The organism is Salinimonas iocasae (assembly GCF_006228385.1).
GTDB classification, from domain to species: Bacteria; Pseudomonadota; Gammaproteobacteria; order Enterobacterales; family Alteromonadaceae; genus Alteromonas; species Alteromonas iocasae.
Genome location: NZ_CP039852.1, coordinates 2,187,543 through 2,209,406 on the forward strand (window position 1 = coordinate 2,187,543; position 21,864 = coordinate 2,209,406).

Annotated in this window: 21 protein-coding genes and 1 tRNA gene; 10 read left to right on the forward strand and 12 right to left on the reverse strand. The window is 46.0% G+C overall.

The features are described 5' to 3' along the window. Positions 1 to 175 precede the first annotated feature (175 nt). Both FBQ74_RS09610 and FBQ74_RS09615 read left to right on the forward strand, forming a co-directional pair. The gene (locus FBQ74_RS09610; protein ID WP_139756477.1) at positions 176 to 1,111 is read left to right on the forward strand and encodes an esterase/lipase family protein; all 936 of its coding nucleotides are present in this window, start codon (positions 176 to 178) and stop codon (positions 1,109 to 1,111) included. Between the two features lies 1 nt (position 1,112). After that, positions 1,113 to 2,096, forward strand: coding sequence for a lipase secretion chaperone (locus FBQ74_RS09615; protein WP_139756478.1), 984 nt, complete (start codon positions 1,113 to 1,115; stop codon positions 2,094 to 2,096). A 90-nt stretch (positions 2,097 to 2,186) separates the two neighbouring features. Here the strand turns inward: FBQ74_RS09615 and FBQ74_RS09620 are convergent, their stop codons facing one another. Beyond that, positions 2,187 to 2,900: a dienelactone hydrolase family protein gene (locus FBQ74_RS09620; protein WP_139756479.1), complete on the reverse strand. Its 714-nt coding sequence runs from the start codon at positions 2,898 to 2,900 to the stop codon at positions 2,187 to 2,189. 258 nt (positions 2,901 to 3,158) lie between these two features. Between FBQ74_RS09620 and rluF the strand changes: the two genes are divergently transcribed. Continuing rightward, the gene (gene rluF, locus FBQ74_RS09625) at positions 3,159 to 4,049 is read left to right on the forward strand and encodes a 23S rRNA pseudouridine(2604) synthase RluF (RefSeq protein ID WP_139756480.1); all 891 of its coding nucleotides are present in this window, start codon (positions 3,159 to 3,161) and stop codon (positions 4,047 to 4,049) included. 257 nt (positions 4,050 to 4,306) lie between these two features. After that, positions 4,307 to 4,391, forward strand: a tRNA-Tyr gene (locus FBQ74_RS09630). A gap of 171 nt (positions 4,392 to 4,562) precedes the next feature. Here FBQ74_RS09630 and ylqF read toward each other — a convergent pair. Next, complete coding sequence (gene ylqF / locus FBQ74_RS09635; protein ID WP_139756481.1) at positions 4,563 to 5,561, reverse strand: ribosome biogenesis GTPase YlqF; 999 nt, start codon at positions 5,559 to 5,561, stop codon at positions 4,563 to 4,565. An 81-nt stretch (positions 5,562 to 5,642) separates the two neighbouring features. Beyond that, a complete protein-coding gene (locus tag FBQ74_RS09640) occupies positions 5,643 to 6,380 on the reverse strand; it encodes a TrmH family RNA methyltransferase (protein WP_139756482.1) in 738 nt (245 codons plus the stop codon). Positions 6,381 to 6,812: 432 nt separating this feature from the next. On the opposite strand from FBQ74_RS09640, the gene FBQ74_RS09645 reads away from it, so the two are divergent. Then, positions 6,813 to 7,691: an alpha/beta hydrolase gene (locus FBQ74_RS09645; RefSeq protein WP_139756483.1), complete on the forward strand. Its 879-nt coding sequence runs from the start codon at positions 6,813 to 6,815 to the stop codon at positions 7,689 to 7,691. 4 nt (positions 7,692 to 7,695) lie between these two features. Then, a complete protein-coding gene (kynU, locus tag FBQ74_RS09650) occupies positions 7,696 to 8,928 on the forward strand; it encodes a kynureninase (RefSeq protein WP_139756484.1) in 1,233 nt (410 codons plus the stop codon). 51 nt (positions 8,929 to 8,979) lie between these two features. Here kynU and FBQ74_RS09655 read toward each other — a convergent pair whose 3' ends face one another. Beyond that, positions 8,980 to 10,386, reverse strand: coding sequence for an ADP-ribosylglycohydrolase family protein (locus FBQ74_RS09655; RefSeq protein WP_139756485.1), 1,407 nt, complete (start codon positions 10,384 to 10,386; stop codon positions 8,980 to 8,982). 44 nt (positions 10,387 to 10,430) lie between these two features. After that, positions 10,431 to 10,796: a hypothetical protein gene (locus FBQ74_RS09660; protein WP_139756486.1), complete on the reverse strand. Its 366-nt coding sequence runs from the start codon at positions 10,794 to 10,796 to the stop codon at positions 10,431 to 10,433. An 897-nt stretch (positions 10,797 to 11,693) separates the two neighbouring features. On the opposite strand from FBQ74_RS09660, the gene FBQ74_RS09665 reads away from it, so the two are divergent. Continuing rightward, complete coding sequence (locus tag FBQ74_RS09665; RefSeq protein WP_232371893.1) at positions 11,694 to 12,575, forward strand: mechanosensitive ion channel family protein; 882 nt, start codon at positions 11,694 to 11,696, stop codon at positions 12,573 to 12,575. Positions 12,576 to 12,581: 6 nt separating this feature from the next. On the opposite strand, the gene FBQ74_RS09670 is transcribed toward FBQ74_RS09665, so the two are convergent. The 6 genes from FBQ74_RS09670 to FBQ74_RS09695 all read right to left on the reverse strand — a co-directional run bounded on the left by FBQ74_RS09670 (position 12,582) and on the right by FBQ74_RS09695 (position 18,944). Beyond that, positions 12,582 to 13,214: a hypothetical protein gene (locus FBQ74_RS09670; RefSeq protein WP_139756487.1), complete on the reverse strand. Its 633-nt coding sequence runs from the start codon at positions 13,212 to 13,214 to the stop codon at positions 12,582 to 12,584. A gap of 174 nt (positions 13,215 to 13,388) precedes the next feature. Then, positions 13,389 to 13,586, reverse strand: coding sequence for a hypothetical protein (locus tag FBQ74_RS09675; protein WP_139756488.1), 198 nt, complete (start codon positions 13,584 to 13,586; stop codon positions 13,389 to 13,391). Between the two features lie 255 nt (positions 13,587 to 13,841). Continuing rightward, the gene (locus FBQ74_RS09680; protein WP_139757921.1) at positions 13,842 to 15,446 is read right to left on the reverse strand and encodes a M28 family metallopeptidase; all 1,605 of its coding nucleotides are present in this window, start codon (positions 15,444 to 15,446) and stop codon (positions 13,842 to 13,844) included. Positions 15,447 to 15,674: 228 nt separating this feature from the next. After that, on the reverse strand, positions 15,675 to 16,961 hold the full coding sequence (locus FBQ74_RS09685) for an MFS transporter (protein WP_139756489.1): 1,287 nt from the start codon (positions 16,959 to 16,961) through the stop codon (positions 15,675 to 15,677). 223 nt (positions 16,962 to 17,184) lie between these two features. Continuing rightward, positions 17,185 to 17,904: a DUF3313 family protein gene (locus tag FBQ74_RS09690; RefSeq protein ID WP_168190645.1), complete on the reverse strand. Its 720-nt coding sequence runs from the start codon at positions 17,902 to 17,904 to the stop codon at positions 17,185 to 17,187. 92 nt (positions 17,905 to 17,996) lie between these two features. Continuing rightward, positions 17,997 to 18,944 (reverse strand): hypothetical protein, encoded by a 948-nt coding sequence (locus FBQ74_RS09695; RefSeq protein ID WP_139756491.1) that lies wholly within the window; start codon positions 18,942 to 18,944, stop codon positions 17,997 to 17,999. A gap of 399 nt (positions 18,945 to 19,343) precedes the next feature. On the opposite strand from FBQ74_RS09695, the gene FBQ74_RS09700 reads away from it, so the two are divergent. The 3 genes from FBQ74_RS09700 (at position 19,344) to FBQ74_RS09710 (ending at position 21,264) form a co-directional block, all read left to right on the forward strand. After that, positions 19,344 to 19,694: a deoxyguanosinetriphosphate triphosphohydrolase gene (locus tag FBQ74_RS09700; protein WP_139756492.1), complete on the forward strand. Its 351-nt coding sequence runs from the start codon at positions 19,344 to 19,346 to the stop codon at positions 19,692 to 19,694. Positions 19,695 to 19,758: 64 nt separating this feature from the next. Next, on the forward strand, positions 19,759 to 20,241 hold the full coding sequence (locus FBQ74_RS09705) for a YchJ family protein (RefSeq protein WP_232371894.1): 483 nt from the start codon (positions 19,759 to 19,761) through the stop codon (positions 20,239 to 20,241). A 387-nt stretch (positions 20,242 to 20,628) separates the two neighbouring features. Continuing rightward, positions 20,629 to 21,264 carry an SDR family oxidoreductase gene (locus FBQ74_RS09710; protein ID WP_139756493.1) on the forward strand — a complete coding sequence of 212 codons (636 nt, stop codon included), beginning with the start codon at positions 20,629 to 20,631 and terminating at the stop codon, positions 21,262 to 21,264. Positions 21,265 to 21,300: 36 nt separating this feature from the next. On the opposite strand, the gene FBQ74_RS09715 is transcribed toward FBQ74_RS09710, so the two are convergent. Next, complete coding sequence (locus FBQ74_RS09715) at positions 21,301 to 21,861, reverse strand: pyridoxamine 5'-phosphate oxidase family protein (RefSeq protein WP_139756494.1); 561 nt, start codon at positions 21,859 to 21,861, stop codon at positions 21,301 to 21,303. Positions 21,862 to 21,864: the final 3 nt, after the last annotated feature.

Below are 21,864 nucleotides of genomic sequence, written 5' to 3' on the forward strand. Positions count from 1 at the left end.
TAAATGTTGCTAACTCAGTGAGTTATGCACTATAGCTTTTTATTTGTTCGTTCAAACTACCTCTCTCATCACTTTCTCCCCTTGAATAAACTTTTATTTTCACTATTCTGTAACAAACTATTAACAACTCAGACCTCCGAGTAGTAGGGAGCCATTTCACGACACAGGATGAATTATGAAAAAAGTGCTGATGCTAATCACGCTCACCCTTTCACTAGTTTTACCCACCACTAATGCTCAGGCATCTACGTATGCCAAAACTCAGTATCCCATTGTTCTTGTTCACGGTTTGTTTGGCTTTGACGATGTATTGTGGGTAGATTACTTCTATAAAATTCCATACAAACTCTCCCGTCAGGGAGCTGTTGTTTATACCTCTACCGTTTCGCCGGCAAACTCAACAGAAGTTCGCGGTGAGCAGTTGCTAGCGTATATCGATCAGGTGCTCGCGCACTCAGGTGCTGATAAAGTAAATCTGATTGGACATAGTCATGGTGGACCAACCGCCCGCTATGCGGCCAGTGTCGCACCACAAAAAGTAGCATCGGTAACATCCGTGGGTGGTGTTAATCAGGGAAGTAAAGTTGCCGATATTATGCGTGCAGGTTTAGCTGAGGGCTCGACCCTTGAAGGCGTTGCAGCTACCACCTTTAATGCATTTGCTAATCTGCTGGAGCTGATATCAGGCTCGGGGGTTTCAGGCTTACCTACCGACAGTATTGCTGCTTTGAATTCCTTATCGACTGAAGGCAGTAGGAAATTCAATGCGCGCTACCCTGAAGGCTTGCCAAGTAGCTACTGTGCTAACGACGGAAAAATGCGCGAATCTAATGGAGTGCTCTATTTCTCCTGGAGCGGTGGCAGCACCTATACCAATGTTCTGGATGCTGCGGATCCTTTTCTTGCCCTCACCGGCTTGTCTTTCGGCGAAAAAAATGATGGTTTGGTATCCTCGTGCAGCTCACGCCTGGGCTATGTAATACGTGATGATTATCGTATGAACCATCTTGATGAGGTTAATCAGACATTGGGTATACATCACTTGTTTGAAACTGATCCGGTTCAGGTCTTCATCAAGCATGCAAATCGCCTGAAATCACTGGGCTTATAATATGTTGCGTCGCGGACATGCACTGTTTACGGCATTGGCCGCCGGCGCCATTATAACCGGCTGGGCGCTGTGGTTTGATAGCGACTTATCGCAGCCCCGGTCAGATATACTCAAGCCGGAAGCATCAACGTCTGGTCAATCATTGTTTTCACGGACTGCAAATGAAGTCACGTTGGCTGACAAAAAGCAACATAAAGGCAGTTCTGTCAGTGCCAAACGGTTCTTACTAAACGCAGATACAAGAATCCGGTTCGACCGCTTTATCTTTGAACATGAAGGACGCGCACCAGCATCGTTAAAAGAACTGTATGCTACTCAGGTAGAGAAGCAGCAATATGAACCTAAGTCATCAGCGTATTTAACCGACCTGTTTAATCGTTATATTAATTATAAGGTGCAATTGAAGGCACTTGATGCGCCTGTCAGCTCTACAGATATTCGTGCGATGACATATCGACTGCAATCAAAACAGGACTTGCAGCACACGCTTTTTACTCAACAAGAGTATCGCCACTTTTTCTCTCAGGACGCAGCCTATGATAATGCCGCGCTTGAGCGCTTACAGATAGCCGCAGATCAGGTATTATCTGGCAAGCAAAAATCTGACTTCATCGAAGAGCAGCTGAATAGCTTGCCAGATTCTCAGAAAAAAAGTTTCCAGCCGAGTATAAATGTAAACCGGTTGAGCGAACTACAGCGAACCTACGATAGCCCGGAAGTGTGTTACCAGGCAGTCTCGGCTGAATTCGGACACGATGTTGCGCGACGGCTCAATAAGTCGGCAGACGATCAGTCCCAGTGGCAGGAGAAGGTGAAGTCGTTCAGGCGTTGGCGCAACAACCTTATGCGCTCAGACGCGCTGTCTGAGGACCAGGTTGAGGCACAGGTAAGCCAGAAAAAAGCATCAATGTTTACAAAGACAGAACAACGCAGATTACAGGTTTACCTGGAAAACCCGGCGCTGCTGGAAGAAGGCGGCTCGTAGCCGTCCTTTCTTCACAGCAGCTTCTAACATACTAAAACTTAAGGTGTCAGCAACGCTATCTTTTCGTTCACCATTTGAAGACGCGCTTGTTTATTCGAACATCTCCCAAAGATAGCTTTTAAACATTTCCCAGGAGCGCTCTGAAGCCTGCTTATTGTATTTAAGTCCTAACTCATCGTTACTGGCATCAGGATTAGTGAATGCATGAGATACCCCGCCGAAAACATGCAGTTGCCAGTCTGCATTCCTATCCGTCATTTCTTTGCCAAAGCTGACTAATGCATCGGGATCTGCCATAGGATCATCAAATCCCTGAAAGCACATTACTTTAGGCAGGATATCATCACTACCAGGCTTGCCGGGCTTACCAATCACAGCGTGAAATGCCGATACGCCGATAACTGGTGCATTGGTACGTGCCATGTCCAGTGCGCAAAGACCACCGAAACAAAACCCTGTAACCGACACATTGTTTTCATCTGTTTCAGCCTGCTCACAAAGCGCGTTAAGCGCTCCCCGGAGTCGTTCCTGTAATTCATCACGGTCTTCAACCAAAGGCGTCATTAATGCCTGATTTTCTTCTATTGTCTCACCGCGAACGTCTTTGCCGTATACATCTGCCGCAAACGCTGTATATCCGAGTTCGGCTACCCGCTTTGCAGTCTCTTCTTCATGTTCCTTACGGCCGCCCCATGCATGGCAAATCATTACCGACGGGCGGGAACTTCGTCCGTCAGTTGCCAATAGTCCCTCGAAAACCTTTCCGTTAACCGTGTACTCAATAGTGCGTGTGGTAATTGCCATACAAAAGCCTCAGTAATTTAAAATCGATGACCGCAGCACGAACTTCCAGGCAATGCAGACGGTGCAGATAGTGTTATATTCGTTACGGCATTAACTATGATTGGTTCATCCACAATCATCGCTCACAGAATACTTAGAAGCAGAAGTAAACGAATGCGCGTACTGGTAGAAGCAGCCCGGTCATTCTGTGTTAAGATCCCAGTTTTTTGGTGCGGCTGTTGCCGGCCTGTCAATGATTTCAACTTGTAGAACCACGTTATGCAAACTACTAATCCAACACGCTTAAATAAATTTATCAGCGAGACAGGTTTCTGTTCGCGGCGCGACGCCGATAAATACATAGAACAGGGAGCTGTTCAAATAAATGGTGTGCGTGCTGAGGTGGGTACAAAGGTCATGCCGGGCGATACGGTTAAAGTCAATGGCAAGCGGATAAAACCTGCAGACAAGAGCAAATTTGTCGTTTTAGCATTAAATAAACCAGTGGGCGTGGTAAGCACCACGGATAGTGCTGAAAAGGCAAATATTGTTAACCATGTACGCTACAAAGAGCGTATCTTCCCTATCGGACGACTTGACAAAGATTCTCAGGGCCTCATTTTTATGACCAACAATGGTGATTTGGTCAATAAGGTTTTACGGGCGGGTAACAAGCACGAAAAAGAATACGTGGTGACAGTAGACAAGCCCGTTACTGAAGAGTTTTTGAGTGGTATGCGTGGCGGAGTGCCCATTCTGGGAACAACGACTAAGCGTTGTAAGGTCATCAAAGAGGGTCACTTTTCTTTCAGAATTACATTGATAGAAGGGCTGAATCGTCAGATTAGAAGGATGTGTAGTTATTTCAGTTACGAGGTAACGAAGCTGGAGCGCGTCCGGATTATGAACGTAAAACTCAAAGGCCTGAAAACCGGTCAGTGGCGTGAGTTATCAAAGGACGAACTGTCTACCCTGCTTAAATCTGTTGAACATTCTTCTTCTGAAGCCCCGGCCGGACATCGCAGCTCTCGACCCAAATCAACCAAACCGGTAAAACCGCGCATTAACAACCCGGGAAAAAGTGCAGGAAAAAGCCGTTCTGAGAATCGTTCACGCGGAACGCTGAGTCTGAACACTGGCAACAAAACCAAACGTAAGCCTGCCCGATAAAACGGGCGACTGCGCTTTTGACCTGAATTAATTTAAGGATTGTTCATGTTTATGTGGAAAATCAGGCCCTTATAGAATACCGCATCACTTTATTGTTTTCAGTTCAGCTGTACAAAAAGTAACCCTATGATTTTATTAGTACTTTTCAAAGATAAAGCTTGACCCACCCGCTCATCATCATTAAGATGCACTCCTCAAATGGCGCTGGGCCAGGTCTTCATCCAGACCACCCAATTATCTTGCTGTTTGAACAATGTGGAGTGGTACCCAAGCGGTCAACGGGAGCAGACTGTAAATCTGCCGGCTCAGCCTTCGCAGGTTCGAATCCTGCCCGCTCCACCATTTTTTCTTCCTCTCAGTTGTACGTCTTTGCTATCCGCTATTGAAGTCTAAATTCTTATCTCATCAAATACCTGACTTCACATTTAATTGCGTTTCATAGTGCCTTACCATTTGCTTGAGTAGCAGCCTCGACTTATCAAGACTGCTTGCAAAAAACTATGACTGCCGACATTAACGCTTTTTCATGCGCTCACTTTGCGCCTTGCGTTTTTCATTCCGCTTATCCTTTCGGTCATGTTTTTGCGGGGTCAGAGAGCCCTCTTTAAATTTTTGTTTCCGCTTCTCTTTATCTGCTTTTTTTCTGGCTGCCGCTTCTGCCACTTCCTGGTTTTCCCGGGTAACCATTTCTGGTGTTTCAAGAGTAATTTTGCCCAGTTTTCCGGATTGCAATTCCTTAAGGAGTATCTCGCAAATTTTGTGAAGGTTGACCCGGCCGCCGGCCATAATCGCACCACGCTTTTTGGCGGCCGCCTCTAAAAAGGCCAGCTCTGTATCCGGCAACTCATCGAGCTGATATCGGCTTTGCATAACCTGCGGATACGCCTTTATCAGGTAATCTGCAGCGAAAAATCCCACGTCATCATATTCCATTGCGGTATTTTTGACTGCACCTGATGCCGCCAAACGATAAATTGACTGGGGGTTTTCTACTTTAGGCCACAGTACTCCCGGCGTGTCATACAGCACTATGCCGCTACCTAAATTTATACGCTGCTGCCCCTTAGTCACCGCGGGCTCATTACCTGTTTTAGCAATGGTGCGCTGGGCCAGAATATTTATCAGCGTAGATTTGCCAACATTAGGAATACCCGTAATCATCGCATTGATAGATTTTACCTGTGCATCTTTCTGTGCACATACGCTGCGAATAAGGTTAATAATCTGACGGCTTCCGGCAGGGTTGTCACTGGATGTTGTTATCGTCTTCACCCCACGCTCTGACTCAAGATGGGTTTGCCAGCGAGCGGTAAGCTCGGGGTCGGCAAGATCAAACTTGTTCAGAATTTTTATGCAGGGCTTATCCCCTCTTATCCGGGCTATTTCTGGATTTTCACTTGAAAAGGGAATGCGCGCATCAAGCACTTCTATCAGCACATCAACCTGCTTGAGAGATTCCTTTATTTCTTTCAGGGCTTTGTGCATATGCCCCGGAAACCAGTGTAGAGCCACAATATTTTTCCTTTTAAATGAACAGACCGAGCGTCAGGGCCTCAATCGTAAACATGTAAGCCCAAGATAAATAACGCAGCGCTATAGAGATAGCTGATAAGCCGATAGCGTGACGGCACTGGCAAGGTTTAAAGAGTCTATTTTACCGCTGCCCTTAATAGTAAATGCACAGGCATTACAGTTAGCCAGCGCATCAAGGGGAACGCCCCGTGCTTCATTGCCAAACAGATAGCACCTGAAGTCGGAGAACCGGATATCGCTGATACTGTTACCAGACATATCCAGATAGGCCAACGAGTCGAAACGCTTCTGCAGGCTTTCAATCTTAACATCCAGCTCAACAGGAACATGAAATATTGCTCCCATACTCGCACGCACTACCTTGGCATTGTACGGATCAACGCTGCCAGGACTTAATAGCAGTCGAAAACCACCAAACCACGCCAGACTTCGCAGTATGGTACCCAGATTTCCCGGGTCCTGTACCTCATGCAGATAAATGCATCGCTCACCTTCTGACTGTATGCGCCCTACTTCATCAGGTAATGGTGCGCAGGCAATAATGCCCTGTGGCGTTTTTGTACCACTTAACTGGGACATCTGCCGTTCATTTATAAGCTTAACTGAATAGCGTTGCTGCAGCCGTTCAGTAATAGCCTGACTATCAGCGGTCACATACAATGTGATTTTTTCTCGCGTGGCTTCGTTCAGGTTAGCCTTATCGAGTTCCAGTACCAGATGTTCACCTTCAATCAGGTAATAACCAAACTGAGAGCGGTATTTTTTTTGATGCAGCTTTTTAACATCGTCCAGTTTCATAGCAACCTGCTTAATAGCAACTCCCGGTTGAGCGTACCTACCGTTATTAGCATAACTGTGGCGCAAAAATGTGCATAATGGCTATGGCTGAGGTCAACACACCATCAATTACACTCGTATGCCCCTGCTTATATAAGACGCTAAGACAGAAAATATAGAATGGTGATACCACCAGCGTGCTAGCTGAGCCCACAAGCGGTCTGACCGTTTTAGTCAACATGATACCCGCCTGACTCGCTTGACCGCCGACAAGTTTAATGTCGCACAGGTAAAACACAAGTCTTCTTCCTGCTTTGCAACGATATCCTCACATTTGCTCCCCCTGTGTTCAGAGCACTGCCTTTTTCATACAACAGGCTGTTTGTCATCAGCTATTGCATCTTGTATCTATAGCTGCTCCTATAATAACTGGTTTACTACCGGAACAATTAAATGCGCGTTGGGTTCTTATTAGCGATTGTTATGTCTGTAAGCGGGTGTCAGCTTGCTAAGTCGCCTGAAAAAACAGGTAGTGTAGATAGCGGTGAGGAGATTGTAACTGCCTGGGGCGCTTACCCATCTGCACAGGCGGTTAGTTTTTCTGATGTACTTGCGCTTCGTTATGATAAGCCATCTGTGACCCTGCAGTACGGCAATGAACCACTACAGTTTGGAAAGCTCTGGTTACCGGACGGATTCTCAACGCCTCCGCCGCTGGTAATCTTTGTGCATGGCGGGTGCTGGTTGTCTGCCTATGACATCGAGCATAGTTATGCGCTGGCTACGGCATTAAAACAAGCAGGCTTCGCTGTATGGGCTGTTGAGTATCGCCGTACAGGCGATCCGGGAGGAGTCTGGCCGGGAAGTCTTGAGGATGTCCTTCGCGCTATCGACTTTATCCACACGCAAACGCAAATTAAATTTGATCGTGAACGGGTAACACTGGCCGGTCATTCAGCCGGCGGACACCTTGCCATGCTCGCAGTACAGGCTTCCGACAGGAATATAGAGCACACTATTGGCTTAGCGCCAATCATAGATATTGAAAAATATGCTATGGGTAACAATAGTTGCCAGCGTGCCACTATAGATTTCATGGGGGGCACTCCCGAGCAGCGCCCTTCACAATACCGCAGCGCAAGCCTTACTGGTGCCCAATTCCAACAGGATGTGACAATATTTACCGGCGACAAAGACAGTATTGTTCCGCTACCTGATAATCCTTTACCTGATGTACCATTTATCTCTGTAAATAACGCCGGACATTTTGACTGGTTACATCCGGGCACACCGGCCTTTGCGGCTTTCATCGAACAACTGGAAAATAAGTAAGTTTATGACGCAGAACATCGAACAGCTTGATCGTCTCGACTCCCTGTCTGCTATTCGCGGGCACTTCGCGCTGCCTGATAACACCATCTATCTTGATGGAAATTCTTTGGGTGCATTACCCAAAGCAAGCGCTGAACGCGTGCATGATGTTGTAAATCGTCAATGGGGTGATGATTTGATCAGTGCATGGAACAAGCACAGCTGGATAGATCTTCCCCTGACCGTGGGTGATAAAATAGCGCCACTGCTTGGTGCTGCCAGCGGACAGGTGGTGGTCACAGACTCAATCTCTGTAAACCTTTTCAAGTTGCTGATTACCGCATTAAACATGCAACCTGACCGCCATATCGTCGTATCAGAACAGGGCAACTTTCCTACCGACCTGTATATGGTTCAGGGTATTGAGGCATTGCTTGGCGAAAATCACTGCAAACTCAATGCTGTGCCGACAGAAGCGCTGGTTGATGCATTAACTGAGGATGTTGCTGTGCTAATGCTAACGCACATTAACTTTCGTTCCGGTCGCATCCACGATATGCAACGCCTGACCAGGCTTGCACAGGCTAAAGGCATACTGGTCATCTGGGATCTGGCGCATAGCGCAGGCGCGGTTCCACTTGAACTGGATGCACTTCATGTGGACTTTGCTGTGGGGTGCGGATACAAGTACCTCAACGGCGGGCCCGGTGCACCGGCCTTTATCTATGCCGCTTCCAGACACCATGCTCATATCCGGCAACCTTTGAGCGGTTGGATGGGTCATGCCAACCCCTTTGCCTTTTCTGAAAGCTACCAACCTGCAGAGGGAATACGACAATTTCTCACGGGAACCCCGTCAATTATTGCAATGGCGGCGCTGGACGCAGCCCTGGATGTTTATGCTGATACTGATATGCAGGCGGTGAGAGATAAGTCTGTTAAACTGACAGAGCTATTTTTATCGTTGAAAAATGAGCACGCCTGCCTGTCTGAACTAGAATTACAGTCACCTGTTGATACAGCGCAGCGTGGCAGCCAGCTATCTTTTTCGCACAAGGATGCATATGCGATTTGTCAGGCACTAATTGAACATGGCGTGATACCAGACTTTCGGGCACCGGATATCGTCCGGTTCGGCTTTACCCCGCTTTACCTGCGCTACAGTGATATTGCTCAGGCAATAGATGTGTTGGTAACGATTATGGACGAGAAGCGCTACAGTCATCCGAAATACAACGAGCGGTCAACAGTAACCTGATCACAGAAGAACGCCCGTCTAATTTTGCGCAGTGTAAGGCGTAACGTTTTCTCACTGCGTTTTACTTTCCTTTTTATTGTAAAAGGGATAGTTAGCAGGAAGCCTTGCCACGGGAATGTCTGAATTTTTGAGGGGAATATGCCACAGATTTTTCTGTGTATCTCTCCGAGCGCCGGGAATATCGGCAACGACCCTGTCGACAATAGTCAGACCACGTGCAGCCATGGCTGAAAACTGGTCAATACCATTATTTGCAAACCCTTTGCGGGTACGGTGAATGTTGAATGTCCCCGGAAACGTCCGGCCAAAATGCGCTTCAAGCCCTTTTTTGCCCATTATAAACCCGAGCATTCCTCCCCAGGTTGCTGCCGGATTATCCGCATCCCAGCCACAAAGCACCGCTATTTTAATTGTCTTGTGATAGTCGCCTTCACCGTAAAACAGGCTTATCAGGCTGGCTGCAAAATTGATCCCCGAGTCAAAACATCCATTACAGTAAAGCTCACGGGAAGTTACTGTATATCCGTCTTTTTGCTCCACCTGATAACGCTGATAAACGGCATCTCTGGCAGCTTCCCACGGCACGCCTTTACGGAACAGGCTAAGCACAAAGTCATACATATGTGCAGCATACGATGATTCAGGCAACCTCTTTCGTGCTTTGTGTGCCAGCGCCAATACCTGTTCCGTATCCGGAACATCCTCAAGCGTTGCGGCAAGGGAATACATAATTACGTAAAATTCTGCTGCCCATCGGGCATCTTCTCTGGCAGTCGTCAAAATTGGCATACGTGCCATATCCAGCGCAATATCCGGACGCCCCGGCGCAAACAGCCCAAATATTTCAGTAGTTAGTTGCGCATCAATCATATCAAAGTGTGGGTTGTTCTCTGGCTTGCTGGTATCAGGCGGTAATACGCCCTGACGCATAAGATCGTGCGCGGTCTGATTGGACACCCAGAGAAAGTTTTCTTTTTCACCTTGTGCATTGGTGAATGGTGTATTTTCATCAGAATAGATATGCTGCAGCCAGCCTTGTTGTATTTGCTGAGCAGTCAGGTAATTTGTTTTGTGCTTCACCAGCAGGTGCTGATAGATATACTCAATATCAGTATCATCATCAGCCCCCCACATGCCGTTTTTATCAAACACCCAGTCAATCGTTTCCGATAAATCACTGGGAACGCCCTGCCCCCAAATACTTGGCTCATCCTTTGTGCCCCAGTCTTCCCGCGTATAAAAATCGCCATGGGGCCCATCACCTCCAACTTTGTCCATTTCGGTGACCAGACCTGTCCAGTTGGCAATACTCTGCCCCAGCCAGAAGCCTTCCAGCCTGTCATGATAAACATCGCGGGATAACGTCAGTGTTTCTTCGGGGGGCGATGCTGCATAAACTGACACTGCCGGAAATGAAAGGACACTGAAGAGCAACAAGAAAGAGGAATAGGCGTTCATTTGAATTCCGGGGCGTAATTATACCGTTGAGCATGATTGAACTCTTAGCACGAGTCAATAATCGGTGCCGCTTCGCCTGATCCCACTACTGGATATGAAGGATCAGTGAAAAAGAAATGCGTTAATTCATTAGGGGAAAATGAATTAAAAAGATAAATGGCTACGCCAATAAGTGTCAGAATATCTCCCGCTATACTGGCGCAGGCAGAAAAACAGTCTTCGAAGATTTCTGTATGCAGCAGATCTTCCTTTGCGCTGATTTTCTTTAATAGCAATTGTCGTGATATAAACTGGGTAGAGACTGACGCACCTGAAAACATCAGGCCCAGGCCAATCTGATTTTCCGACAATAAAAATACCGCTAGCGAAAAGAAGAACAAAGACAACAGATTTTTAATCGTGAATGCCATCGCGTTAACTCTTTTTATTTTGAAGTGTGTTAGACCCCGGGCGAAACCAACTATCCACGCATCAATACCGGTATTTCAGCCAGTTATATTTTTTGACAATTGTTGCTCATGCAGACAAACCGTTCTACAGCATAAGCGTAGAATAAAATTGTAAAATAGAGTCCTGTCTTAAAGGCTAGCTTTATCCAAAGTATCCGGTTTTTTTACGAAACTTACTAAAGCTACCTCAGTAGATGAAAAACCTCCTGCTTCAGCATTTTGAGGGTGCCTGACAAACCTTTAGAGAGTATTGCGCTCCCATAGACTGTATGATTCTGGACATGCCAGAAATGCTTCCGCCACTCTGATATCGCCATTCGCAATAAAGAGTCTGACTGCCTTTTCTCAACTTGCACGTCCATTTTTGGTTTTCCGCGTTAAACGGCCTGAACGCATCCGTTTGCTCCCACCCCTGCGAACGGTAATGTTCAATTATCTCATTGAATGTCTCTGCGCGGATTTTCTCTATGATATTTAAATCGTTTCGTTTGTAGCTGTAAGCCGTCCATTTTTGTCTGAATAGTGAGAACACGTTATTTACTCCTGTTCAAAAAAACGTGTGTGCAAAAAAGATTATCCATGAATTACGGAGAATGGACAGTGGTAAGTGACTAACTTTGGGCGCAGGTGAATTTCATACATTATTAAAATGCTTTGAAATGTACACGTGTAGTGCGGTGATGGCGTGGCGTAAGTGTTGTCGGCGTTAAAGGCACTGGTTAATAATGACGCTATCTCGTACACTGATATTTAATCAACCAGGATGAACAAATACTAATGAAAAGCTGTCTCTTCCCTGCCGCTTTAGCCTTCGTAAGCTTTAAGTCCCATGCCCAGGCGTCGGAGACTGCGGGGAAGATGGATGATATAAGTGATTTAACACCCCGGGAAACGCTGGAAAATACAGTTGTATCCATCGTTCACAGTTTTATAGAGCACTTACCTTATCTTTTCGCCGGACTCCTTATTTTGCTATTGACCTGGCTGGTCGCTTACCTTATTGGCAAAGTTGTCAGAAAGCTGACCCGCCATATGCGGCAGTCGCTCAGCGAACTGTTTGAGCGTCTTTCTCATATCGGCATCTGGGCTTTAGGCTTACTGCTTGCTGCTATGGTGGTATTTCCGGGGCTGACACCGGCTAAAGCTCTGGGCGGTTTGGGACTGGCCTCTATTGCCATCGGCTTTGCATTTAAAGAGATATTCGAAAACTTTTTTGCTGGTGTACTGTTGTTATGGAAGTATCCTTTTGAAAAAGGTGATTTTATTGAATGCCAGTCTATTTTAGGAAAAGTAGAAAATATATCAGTGCGTATGACAACAATACGTAAAACCAACGGCGAACTGGTAGTCGTTCCAAACTCCTTTCTCTTTAAAAATGCAGTTAATGTACTGACGGACCAGGACAAGCGCCGGATCACTATAATGACGGGTGTAGCATACTCAGAAGATGCCGACCATGCAGTCAGTTTACTGCAGCAGGCTTTATCCCAATGCGAGACTGTAGATCAACAGCATCCCATTCAGATATTTCTTAATGGTTTCGGAGACAGCAGTATTGATATTGAGGTCACCTGGTGGACAGGGCCGACTCCATTGGATCACAGACGCTCCCGGAGCGAAGTTGTCAGCACTGTGAAACGTACCCTCGATGAGGCGGGTATAGAAATTCCGTTCCCTTATCGCACAATGACGTTTAAAGAACCGCTTGAGATCAATCAAAAGCCTTTTAAATCGGACTGATACTTTTTATATTCTCAATGTACTGTGCACCTTTAATCTCGTATCAGGTGCGCGCTTATTGTGGTTTATCATAAATATCATTACACAGATTGTAGCCACCGCAATACCGTTTCTTGCAAGAGCAACTTCTGTATTCCCTTCCAGTGTTCCGGAAATAAACAGTAATGCCAGGTTGGCGAGGCCGTGAATTAATATTGAGATGAGAAAGAGCCGTCGTTTCTCAGAGGCACGTAAGAATTGAACACCAGTGTAAGTTAATAAAAAATGCACATAGATTCTTATTATTTCAAAGCTGAAAAGTAACATTGCCTCCAACAAACTTACTTCGTTTTCAATTTCAGTAAGAGAATTGATCGCTGAAGGCATAACTTCGACGTAATGCATTAGCGAGATATAGCTGTTTGATAACATGTAAGTGAAATATGCAGCAGTACTTGCTGACTCGAAAAGAGCAACCAGCGAGCAGAAAGCCAGTGTAGCGTATTTAAAGCGACACGAAGAGAGCGTCTCAAAGACGACATAGCAAACGACTATCTTAGCAGTTTCCTCAATTGCCGAGCGAAACAAAGAGGCTGTGTAATCTTGACTCTGGTTTATAGTTTGAACATTGAAGAATGAAACCGAACTGACAAACATCATTATGCAACAGAATGCAGCAAAACCTAATATTACACGCCACCAATCCGCAATCGCACATTTTCTGATAGCCGAAATGTGGGCGAAATAAAATGCGAAGATAACTATAGTGATGGTGCCAAGGTATAGAAAGTTCATCAAAACTTAGAAGGGGCCATAAGTGGCCCCTTCTTTCTCTTACAAGCGATTATACGCAGAAGAGCGCTCGAAGCTGTATTTTGTCAACGACGCGTCGAAAGTGCCAGAGTAAGAAAACAGTTCAAAAGAAAAATCGAAGCCGCCTACATTAACGCTACAACAGCCGAACTCCCAGTCACCAAACGCGCCACCATTTACTTCATTCAGTTCTTCATTCGTAATATCTAAAATTTCCATTTTCATTTTTCCTTTTTAAGTTTGAAGATGTAAGTTGAACTTACATAGCCATAGTAAGCCGATGTGCTCGCACTAGATACTTTACTGTGAGCCTGTTATTTTACGGATAGCGGGAAGATGACAGAGTATTTGATTCGTTTAAATCAGAGAGGGTGAAGCCCACCGGGTTTAAAGGCGTGTGAAGAAATGTGTAGAAACAGAAGTGAAGAAGCTCTGCATTCCTTTACGGCCCGGAACGCAGAGTTGTTTTGTTAATTATCTTCCGGATGCTTTTCTGGCATCTTTAAAGTCTGAGTCGCCTGTCCACTGCGGCCAGTCACCATTATCTGCAAGTTTTGCCATGATTTGACCGATAAGATCTAAGTCCTGTTTTACGCCGCCCAGGGTCCAGCTTTCAAAATAGTCGTCACCACTTTTATGGTAGCGATTAGCGATAAACTGCGGATCAGTGTCACCCAAACTCATGAAAAGGTAAGAAGGAATACCTTCACGGGCAGCAGCAAAATGATCAGAGCGGAAAAATAGTCCGTTTTGCGGTCTTGGATCAGGCTTAACGGTTCGTCCCTGGGATTTAGCCACTTCCTCTACGTAGTCTTCTAGCTCTGAAACATTATCGCCATACTGCAGCGTGTAATCGGTAGCATCATTGACATTCATCCCATCGATATTTAAAAACGCCACAATATCCTTTGCGGGAATTGGCGGATTCTGTGCAAAATGTTTTGCACCAATCAAACCCGTTTCTTCGGCGGTAAACGCCCCAAACATCATCGTGCGTTTATAGGGATTCTCTTTGGCCTGCTCTTTAAATACGCGAGCCAGTTCCAAAACACCGGCAGTACCAGAAGCATTGTCAACCGCTCCGTTCAGGACGACTTCTTTACCGTTCTCCATCCCTTTACCCAGCGCGTCCCAGTGCGCGTGCAGCGCCACCCACTCATCGGGTGACTCACTGCCCGGCAAAATAGCCGCAACATTACGGGATTCTTTGTGCTCGATGGTATTATCCAGCGTCAACTGAGCTGTCTGATTCAGGTCAACCGCTTCAAAGCCTCGTTGACCTGCGGCTTTCTTCATCTCGCGATAGTTCATACCGGCAGCTTCAAACACTTTTTGCGCAGCACGCAAATGCATCCACCCCATCACTCCTACCTGGGATTGATTATTATTGTTATCAACCAGAGTAAACTTAGCTGTGGTGCCCCCCGCCTGAACAACACCCCAGCCATAGCCGGCTGGCATAGTTTCATGAACAATAAACACAGCTTCAGCGCCCTGCCGCGCAGCTTCTTCATACTTATAAGTCCAGCGGCCATAGTAAGTCATAGCATTGCCGGTGAAAAAGTCCGGTTTACCTGAAGAAAAGCCCGGGTCATTGACCAAAACAATAACCGTTTTGCCCTCTACATCCACACCCTCGTAGTCATTCCAGTTATTCTCGGGGGCATTGATGCCATAACCCACAAAGACCACATCATTATCAATTTTAATGGTTTCGCTGATGCGTTGTGTACGCGCGACAAATTCGCTGCCGTTTTCGAATGTCATCCCACCCATTTGTAAAGAGAAATCCTGATCTGCCAGAATTCTCGCCAGCGGTACTTTTTGTATATAACTTTCCCCGAAGGCAGGCTCAAGACCAATTTCTTTGAATTGACTGACCAAATAGTCGATGGTCTTATCCTCACCCTTTGACAGCGGAGCTCGACCTTCAAATTCATCGCTGGCGAGTGTTTTAACATCTTTGCGGAAATTATCGAGATTTAATGACTGTCCGATATGTGACAGTTTGTTATCAGCGGCATTAACTGCCATCGTGCTGGTTAGCAGCACCGCGCTAGCGATGAGTTTTCTGACCATAAGGTTACTCTGTATTGATGATTTCACCGAAGAGTATCGAATAGAACTACCTAACACAAACCACCACAGACCAAAGTCTGATTCCATTAGTTAAACGTTGCTGACGCAGGATGCTCTGCACTTATGAATCAATGTTAAAGTGTATTTAGCAACAACGTTTCAAAATGGCAGAATTGGTTAAACATTTTCTGGGGGACAATGTTTAACCAATTGACATATCTTTAAAAATTAATTTTTCGGAGGTCCGATTTCTTCTGGTTCTGCCACTTCGGTAACAAATAGCTGCTCCTGCGCAATATCCTCCTCAATACGTGGATCCAGTGTTGCAGCAAGGGGGGACTGGGTAACATCTGACGCACTGACCACATAATCTGAATGCGCCATACGCTCAGCATTCTGACGGCTGTTGATAAGCATGAGTACAGCAAACATCATGGCACAGAGTATCGCAATAGCACCGTATAGGGCCTGATGTCCGAACAGTGTCATCACCTGTGCAAGCGCGACGGAGCCGACACCGGCCCCGGCGCCAAATACTACCAGCAGTGCAGCCGAAACGCCGACGCGCTCATCATCAGTCACGCGGGAATTGGCAAGTGCTGAGGCGAGTGGGTACAGCGTAAAAGCAAAGGTGCCAAACAGAAATGTTAGTGCCAGCATATGCGCCTGACTGAGGTTATTCATCATAAATAACGAGCAAATGAGCAGTAGCGCCAGCGCATTAAAGCGTAATAGTAAGCTTCGACGCACTTTGTCCGAAAGCGCGCCCATTGGCCATTGCGCGAGCAGACCTGCGATGATTGAGACCGACATAAATAGTGCTATCCCATGCGCATCGAAGCCGGCTTTGCTGGCAAAAACAGGTGCCAAACCATAAAAGCTACCATTAATAATGCCGGCAAACGCCATGGCGGTAAGTGACTGCGGTACCGTCTTAAAGTAAGAGAACAAACCAACCTGTAGAGGTTTAAGCGGTTTAGGGTGAATACGACGAGTTAACGCGATAGGCACGATGCCAACAGAAACGACAAAACACACCAGAAATAACGGGGCATACCCTAGTTCTGGAAACTGAGATAATACCAACTGTCCGACCACCGTCCCCAGATAAGAGGTAATCATGTAAACCGAAAAGACGCGCCCTCGCTGCTCGTGACTGGCCTGCTCGTTCAGCCAGCTTTCCAGAATCATAAAGTTGCACATCATTCCGATACCTACCACGAGTCTCAGAGCAAGCCAGATATACAAGTTATCGATAACACCGTGCAGAGAAACACATGCCGTGACAGCGGCAGTACAGGCTGCAAAAGACCGTATATGGCCGACTGACTTAATCAGGAAATAGCCAACCTTGGCACCGAACAATAATCCCAGATAATACAGTCCTGTTAATGCGCCTATCCAAAGCGTGGACACGTTTTGCTGCCCCAGATACAGGGCCAGATAGGTGGTCAGCAAACCCATGCCACCAACCAGAAAAAAGTTAGCGATATATAAAGAAATGAATGCGCGCAATCAGGTAAACCGGCTTAAAGTAGGTAACCGGCAAGATAATCTGATTTGGCCATTTCCTCCATCACTTTTTATCTCTGTTGCGACAAAATTCTCCAGCGAGAAAATTATGAGGAAAGGCCTGGCACATGTCGCATCGTCCGGTTTCCAGCCCTGACACAGAATGTGTATTGCTTGTTGTTAGATAACCATATTAAATGCTCTGCAAATATACGTGCTGCCGACGCTAATTTGTTGGTGAAAGCGGCCTTTGTACACGCAATGCATTAAAGCCTGCAACCAGTTCATCGGCCCAGCGATTAACCACACGGCGGGCATCTGCTGTATTTGTTGCCCGGTTGGTCCACTCCAGATACATGTCTTCGCGATCTTCGAGATCTTCAATCCATCGCGCCAGTATTTCTCCGGTTGTTGCATCATGGATTTCCAAAAATATTGTCAGGCTACCGGCTGAACGCGAATATGTCCGATTGATTCCAGCGCTATTTAAATCAGGTGCACTAACGTCAAGATTGATTACATTTGGAGTAATCTGCAAAGTATTCTCGTCAGCCTGGCTAGTCACTGTTATTCCCGGTGCTTCAACAAAACGCTCAGTAACCGATTTATTCACAATATCGCTTACTCTCTCTCGAATCTGGTCCATATCCGCTTCACGCACCCTGCCCGCACTGTGGTCGCGGTTATAATCTCGCGCCCAGTTAGGTGTGAAGGCCACATGGCTTTTATCTATAATGACATTATCATACCTTCCCCAGTTGAGATCTTGCTTGACCTGAATCTGTATACCTTTTTCAGATTTCACAGTCAGTAGTCCATCATGTGACATAGCGCCCTGCGGCGACTGGTCTTCAGGAATGCCTGCGCAGCCAACTGCACAAAGTGACACCGCACAAATCATCAACAACCGTACTGCCAGGCTTGATAGTAAACTTATTTTTATCACCTCGTTCTCCTTTCTGGTCCATAGACCTACCATGTACTACATTGCATTTGAACAAGTCGCTTTAACCAACTTGTCAGGACTTGAACAAGTATCTACTGCGGTCGAAACGACAAAGACAACATAAAAAAGCCACTGTCTTTCAAATCCAGGGTTTGCTTTTCGCCATTTATTGGCTGAATGTTCATCTCACCCAGCAGTCCCATGCCAATGCTGGCACCTACCCATACAAAATCACTCAATTGTTTTTCTCCTCTAAGAGAAATGTCCCAGCGCACGAACTCGCCAAATTGTCGGTAATTTTCTGCAAAGACAGGTTTCTCGTTTGCTTTGGTGAGTGGCAGATAACTGCCATTTGGTGAGATGCCAAGCACAAACACGGTGGTGGGATCAGGGGTATAATTTATGGATGGCCATGGCGCAACTGCAAACAGCTGCCAGTTCGGGTTGATTGTCCAGTCTACGCCTACGTAGGGCAGCCACCGTGTAACGCCGTTAGTGCGATCATAGATGCCGCCCCAGTAAGCGTGTAGTGAGCTTTTGTGTTTATAGCGGCCTATTAAACCGCTGGTATATCCTGGCGAAGAAAATGTATTATCAATATCCTCGAACACCAGCTTCTTATAATAAAAACTGCCCCATTGTATATTGGCATCATATTGCTGTAGCCATGCAACTAAGAGCCCTGCTGAGTAAAGGTTAACCGACGCGCTTTCATTCGAAAAACGATGAACATTAATGTTTTGCGCAGCGACCAGCATGTTTTTCCTGCCTACCCAAACGGGCGCACCGAACCCTTGCTGAATACTTATCTGATCGAAATTACAGCGTAATGCGTTCGGGCAAACATTTTCAAATCCCCCCGCCGGATAATCCTGAAAATCCAGATAGCCAATGCGAATGGAAGGTGCAACGGATTCTCCCATTGAAAAATCGAAATCACTCGAGAGAATTTTTTCCACCAAACGATCGCCGGCAGAAAAAGCATTAAAAGAGAGCACTGACAACATGACTACACAGACTTTGTATAAAGGACTGGTCATGAGTTAAACCAAAACGGTTTACATTGGATGTTATCCAGAGCATAGCGTATATCTCATCATTTGGTCAGTTTATGCGTGAACTATCGGCGCATAATAGTTGATACATATGCTCGGTCGCTTTTTGATACTCAAAATCTCGATGCCCGGTAGTGCAGACCTATTAAACTGTGTACTCGCCCTCGTATTGCCGCGCCTATCAAAAAGTCTACTCTGGCTACGCCATATTGAAAACTGCGGCATGTACAACTGGGTGTCGCAGGTACATCAAAGTGCGGGACGTATAACGATGTGCACTAGTGTGCTGACAGGCAGCGATTAAAAACCCAACAAAAAAAGCTTGCATGTTTTTTTATACAGTACTACTGTATACGCATACTGTATAAACAAACAGGTGTTTACATGAATACACACGGACGCAATGAATTTCAGTTACCCCTTCCACTGGACAGTGGCGTAGTTCCCCAGCCAAAGCCTCGTAGTTGGCGTTACCTGTTGGCAGATACCATCAGCTTTTCCAAAGAGATTGAAGATGGTATTCGTATTCAAAAGCCTGAGCGTGCAAAAGTAGCAGCGTGGCTAATCCGGCTGATTCAATGTGGTCAGTGCGAAACTATCTACGTTGAAAACCTGCGCTTAACCAAAAGCGAGAAGCAGCGGATAGATACGCTGTGCGAGTCCAGACCTGTCTCAGTGGTCAATATTTGTGTTAACAAAGGTGCTGCGAAAAATATTGTGGTAGGCCCATGGTAAAGCAGTTCCTAATCGATACTTGCGCGACATCGCGGTATAATTTTGCTCTGAATAATTACTGCAAGTGGTGAAAGCAGATATGGATTGCTATTGCTGTTCTGGCATCTCATTTGAAAAATGTTGCGAACCCATTATTAAAAAAAGAGCGTCGGCCGAATCTGCCGAAGCGTTGATGCGATCAAGATTCACAGCCTACTGTTTAGGTGATTATCAATATATTTTTGATACATACGCAACCTCTCAAAGAAGTGACCTCTCAGTAGAAGCGCTTGCGAAAAGTGCCGAAGATACAAGGTGGTTTGCTTTGAAGGCGCGTCCGGTCAGCGGAACGAATAATTACGTCGAGTTTTCTGCGTTTTACATCGAAAACAAAAAAACAGGGGTATTACACGAAACGTCTCAGTTTGTTTTTGAAAACGATGAGTGGCGTTACAGTACCGGCACGATTCATTCCGATACGGGTATGATTAAATTAGGCAGAAACGACGCCTGTCCTTGTGGTAGCACTAAAAAATACAAACAGTGTTGCATGCGTCTGATTAAATAGTCTGACACATCTATTCTCACGGACACACTATGGTAGTAATGGAAAAAGTATAACAGGCAAGTTATTCGATAGGTCTAAACGCAGTGATGCTTCGTTAAAACCAGCAAAGCTCAGATTCTCATTCAGATTTTATCAAAAGGTTAGTGTTCTGATGACCTTTTACCCTTTCACTCCTGCCTGAAAAAAACCAGGGTGGGTCATCACGAAGTTTTCGCAAAAGTGACTGTTTAATCACTGAGTCTCAACCAGTCATCTTTTCATTAGCAATGTCGTTATATATCCACGTAACATGTCATATAGCGCATTAGCCTGATCTTCTGCATTGTGTTCTGCGAATTTATTAATGCGCAATACGACAATTCAACATTTATTCAACAGGAGATCCGCATGAGTAATATCCTTGTTATCGGTGCCAGTGGTCAGATTGGGAAACAAGCAACAGAAAAGCTGTTAGATGCCGGACATTCAGTTACCGCCATGGTACGGGACAAAGAGAAAATTGCAGATTTGCATGCAGATAATCTGGAAATCTACGAGGGTGACCTGGAACAAGACTTTTCGGCTGCTTTCAAAAATAGTGATACGGTGGTCTTCTGTGCAGGTTCGGGCGCAAAAACCGGTCCGGATAAAACGTTACTTATCGATCTTTGGGCTGCCCGTAACGCTGTAGAGTATGCTAAAGAAAGCGGAGTTAAACATTTTATAATGGTAAGCTCGGTGGGCTCTGATGATCCCGACGCTGTAGACTCGCCAATCAAGCCTTATCTGGTCGCCAAACATATGGCTGACGAACATTTAAAAAATAGTCATGTCCCTTACACCATTCTTCGTCCTGGCTCACTGACCGACGAAGCCGGAACTGAATATGTTCAGGAGCTGTTACCCGGCGATGAAGACAAACGGGAAATACCGCGTGAAGATGTGGCTACAGCCATTGTTTACAGCGTTAACAATGAAAAAGCGCTAAATCGGATTTATGGTCTTTTTAAAGGGGACCAACCTTTGAAATCTGTCATTCAATAGCACATTGTGCCTTAGCCACTGTAAACAAATAGGTGGCTAAGGTATCACTGGTTGGGTTATCCAGTTACCCGCCTTATCCTGCCAGTGCTTTTCTCTGTATTGCGGGTTGCCTTGCAGGGACAGATAATCAACAGCCTGAATTTTAAATTTCATTACGCAAAAATGCTCAGGCGGTTGTGACATATCCACGTTTACCCGCAAAGGCGCATCGTTCTGTCTTACCGATGATGGCCTGCCCCAAAAATACTGCTTGCGGCCAGCATCGGATAGTTTACTCCAATGTTTATTGATAAGCGTTGGCTCATCGTTTCTGGTGAAGCAACTACCTGCAACTGTAAATCGATATTGTTCGCGGGTCTTAGAGAAATACCAGCACACTGATGCCATAGGCTGATGAGTTAAAGACGCCCATTTTCCCGAACGAGTGTCTGAAACGATAACCAGCGAATAGTCTGCATCATCCAATTGTCGGAAGACCACTGTCCGGTTTTCCGGAATCCCCTCACCATCAATTGTTGCCAGTTGAAAGTAGCGGCTTTCAGGTTGATTTCTGGTCTGATGCAAACTTTTTGTCAGGCGCTGATTCCATGCCGGCATAGC

Coding starts and splice junctions, on each gene's coding strand:
- FBQ74_RS09610 (WP_139756477.1), top strand. CDS start 176: ATGAAAAAAGTGCTGATGCTAATCACGCTCACCCTTTCACTAGTTTTA.
- FBQ74_RS09615 (WP_139756478.1), top strand. CDS start 1,113: ATGTTGCGTCGCGGACATGCACTGTTTACGGCATTGGCCGCCGGCGCC.
- FBQ74_RS09620 (WP_139756479.1), bottom strand. CDS start 2,900: ATGGCAATTACCACACGCACTATTGAGTACACGGTTAACGGAAAGGTT.
- rluF (WP_139756480.1), top strand. CDS start 3,159: ATGCAAACTACTAATCCAACACGCTTAAATAAATTTATCAGCGAGACA.
- FBQ74_RS09640 (WP_139756482.1), bottom strand. CDS start 6,380: ATGAAACTGGACGATGTTAAAAAGCTGCATCAAAAAAAATACCGCTCT.
- FBQ74_RS09645 (WP_139756483.1), top strand. CDS start 6,813: ATGCGCGTTGGGTTCTTATTAGCGATTGTTATGTCTGTAAGCGGGTGT.
- kynU (WP_139756484.1), top strand. CDS start 7,696: ATGACGCAGAACATCGAACAGCTTGATCGTCTCGACTCCCTGTCTGCT.
- FBQ74_RS09655 (WP_139756485.1), bottom strand. CDS start 10,386: ATGAACGCCTATTCCTCTTTCTTGTTGCTCTTCAGTGTCCTTTCATTT.
- FBQ74_RS09660 (WP_139756486.1), bottom strand. CDS start 10,796: ATGGCATTCACGATTAAAAATCTGTTGTCTTTGTTCTTCTTTTCGCTA.
- FBQ74_RS09665 (WP_232371893.1), top strand. CDS start 11,694: ATGGATGATATAAGTGATTTAACACCCCGGGAAACGCTGGAAAATACA.
- FBQ74_RS09670 (WP_139756487.1), bottom strand. CDS start 13,214: ATGATGTTTGTCAGTTCGGTTTCATTCTTCAATGTTCAAACTATAAAC.
- FBQ74_RS09675 (WP_139756488.1), bottom strand. CDS start 13,586: ATGGAAATTTTAGATATTACGAATGAAGAACTGAATGAAGTAAATGGT.
- FBQ74_RS09680 (WP_139757921.1), bottom strand. CDS start 15,446: ATGGTCAGAAAACTCATCGCTAGCGCGGTGCTGCTAACCAGCACGATG.
- FBQ74_RS09695 (WP_139756491.1), bottom strand. CDS start 18,944: ATGACCAGTCCTTTATACAAAGTCTGTGTAGTCATGTTGTCAGTGCTC.
- FBQ74_RS09700 (WP_139756492.1), top strand. CDS start 19,344: ATGAATACACACGGACGCAATGAATTTCAGTTACCCCTTCCACTGGAC.
- FBQ74_RS09710 (WP_139756493.1), top strand. CDS start 20,629: ATGAGTAATATCCTTGTTATCGGTGCCAGTGGTCAGATTGGGAAACAA.
- FBQ74_RS09715 (WP_139756494.1), bottom strand. CDS start 21,861: ATGCCGGCATGGAATCAGCGCCTGACAAAAAGTTTGCATCAGACCAGA.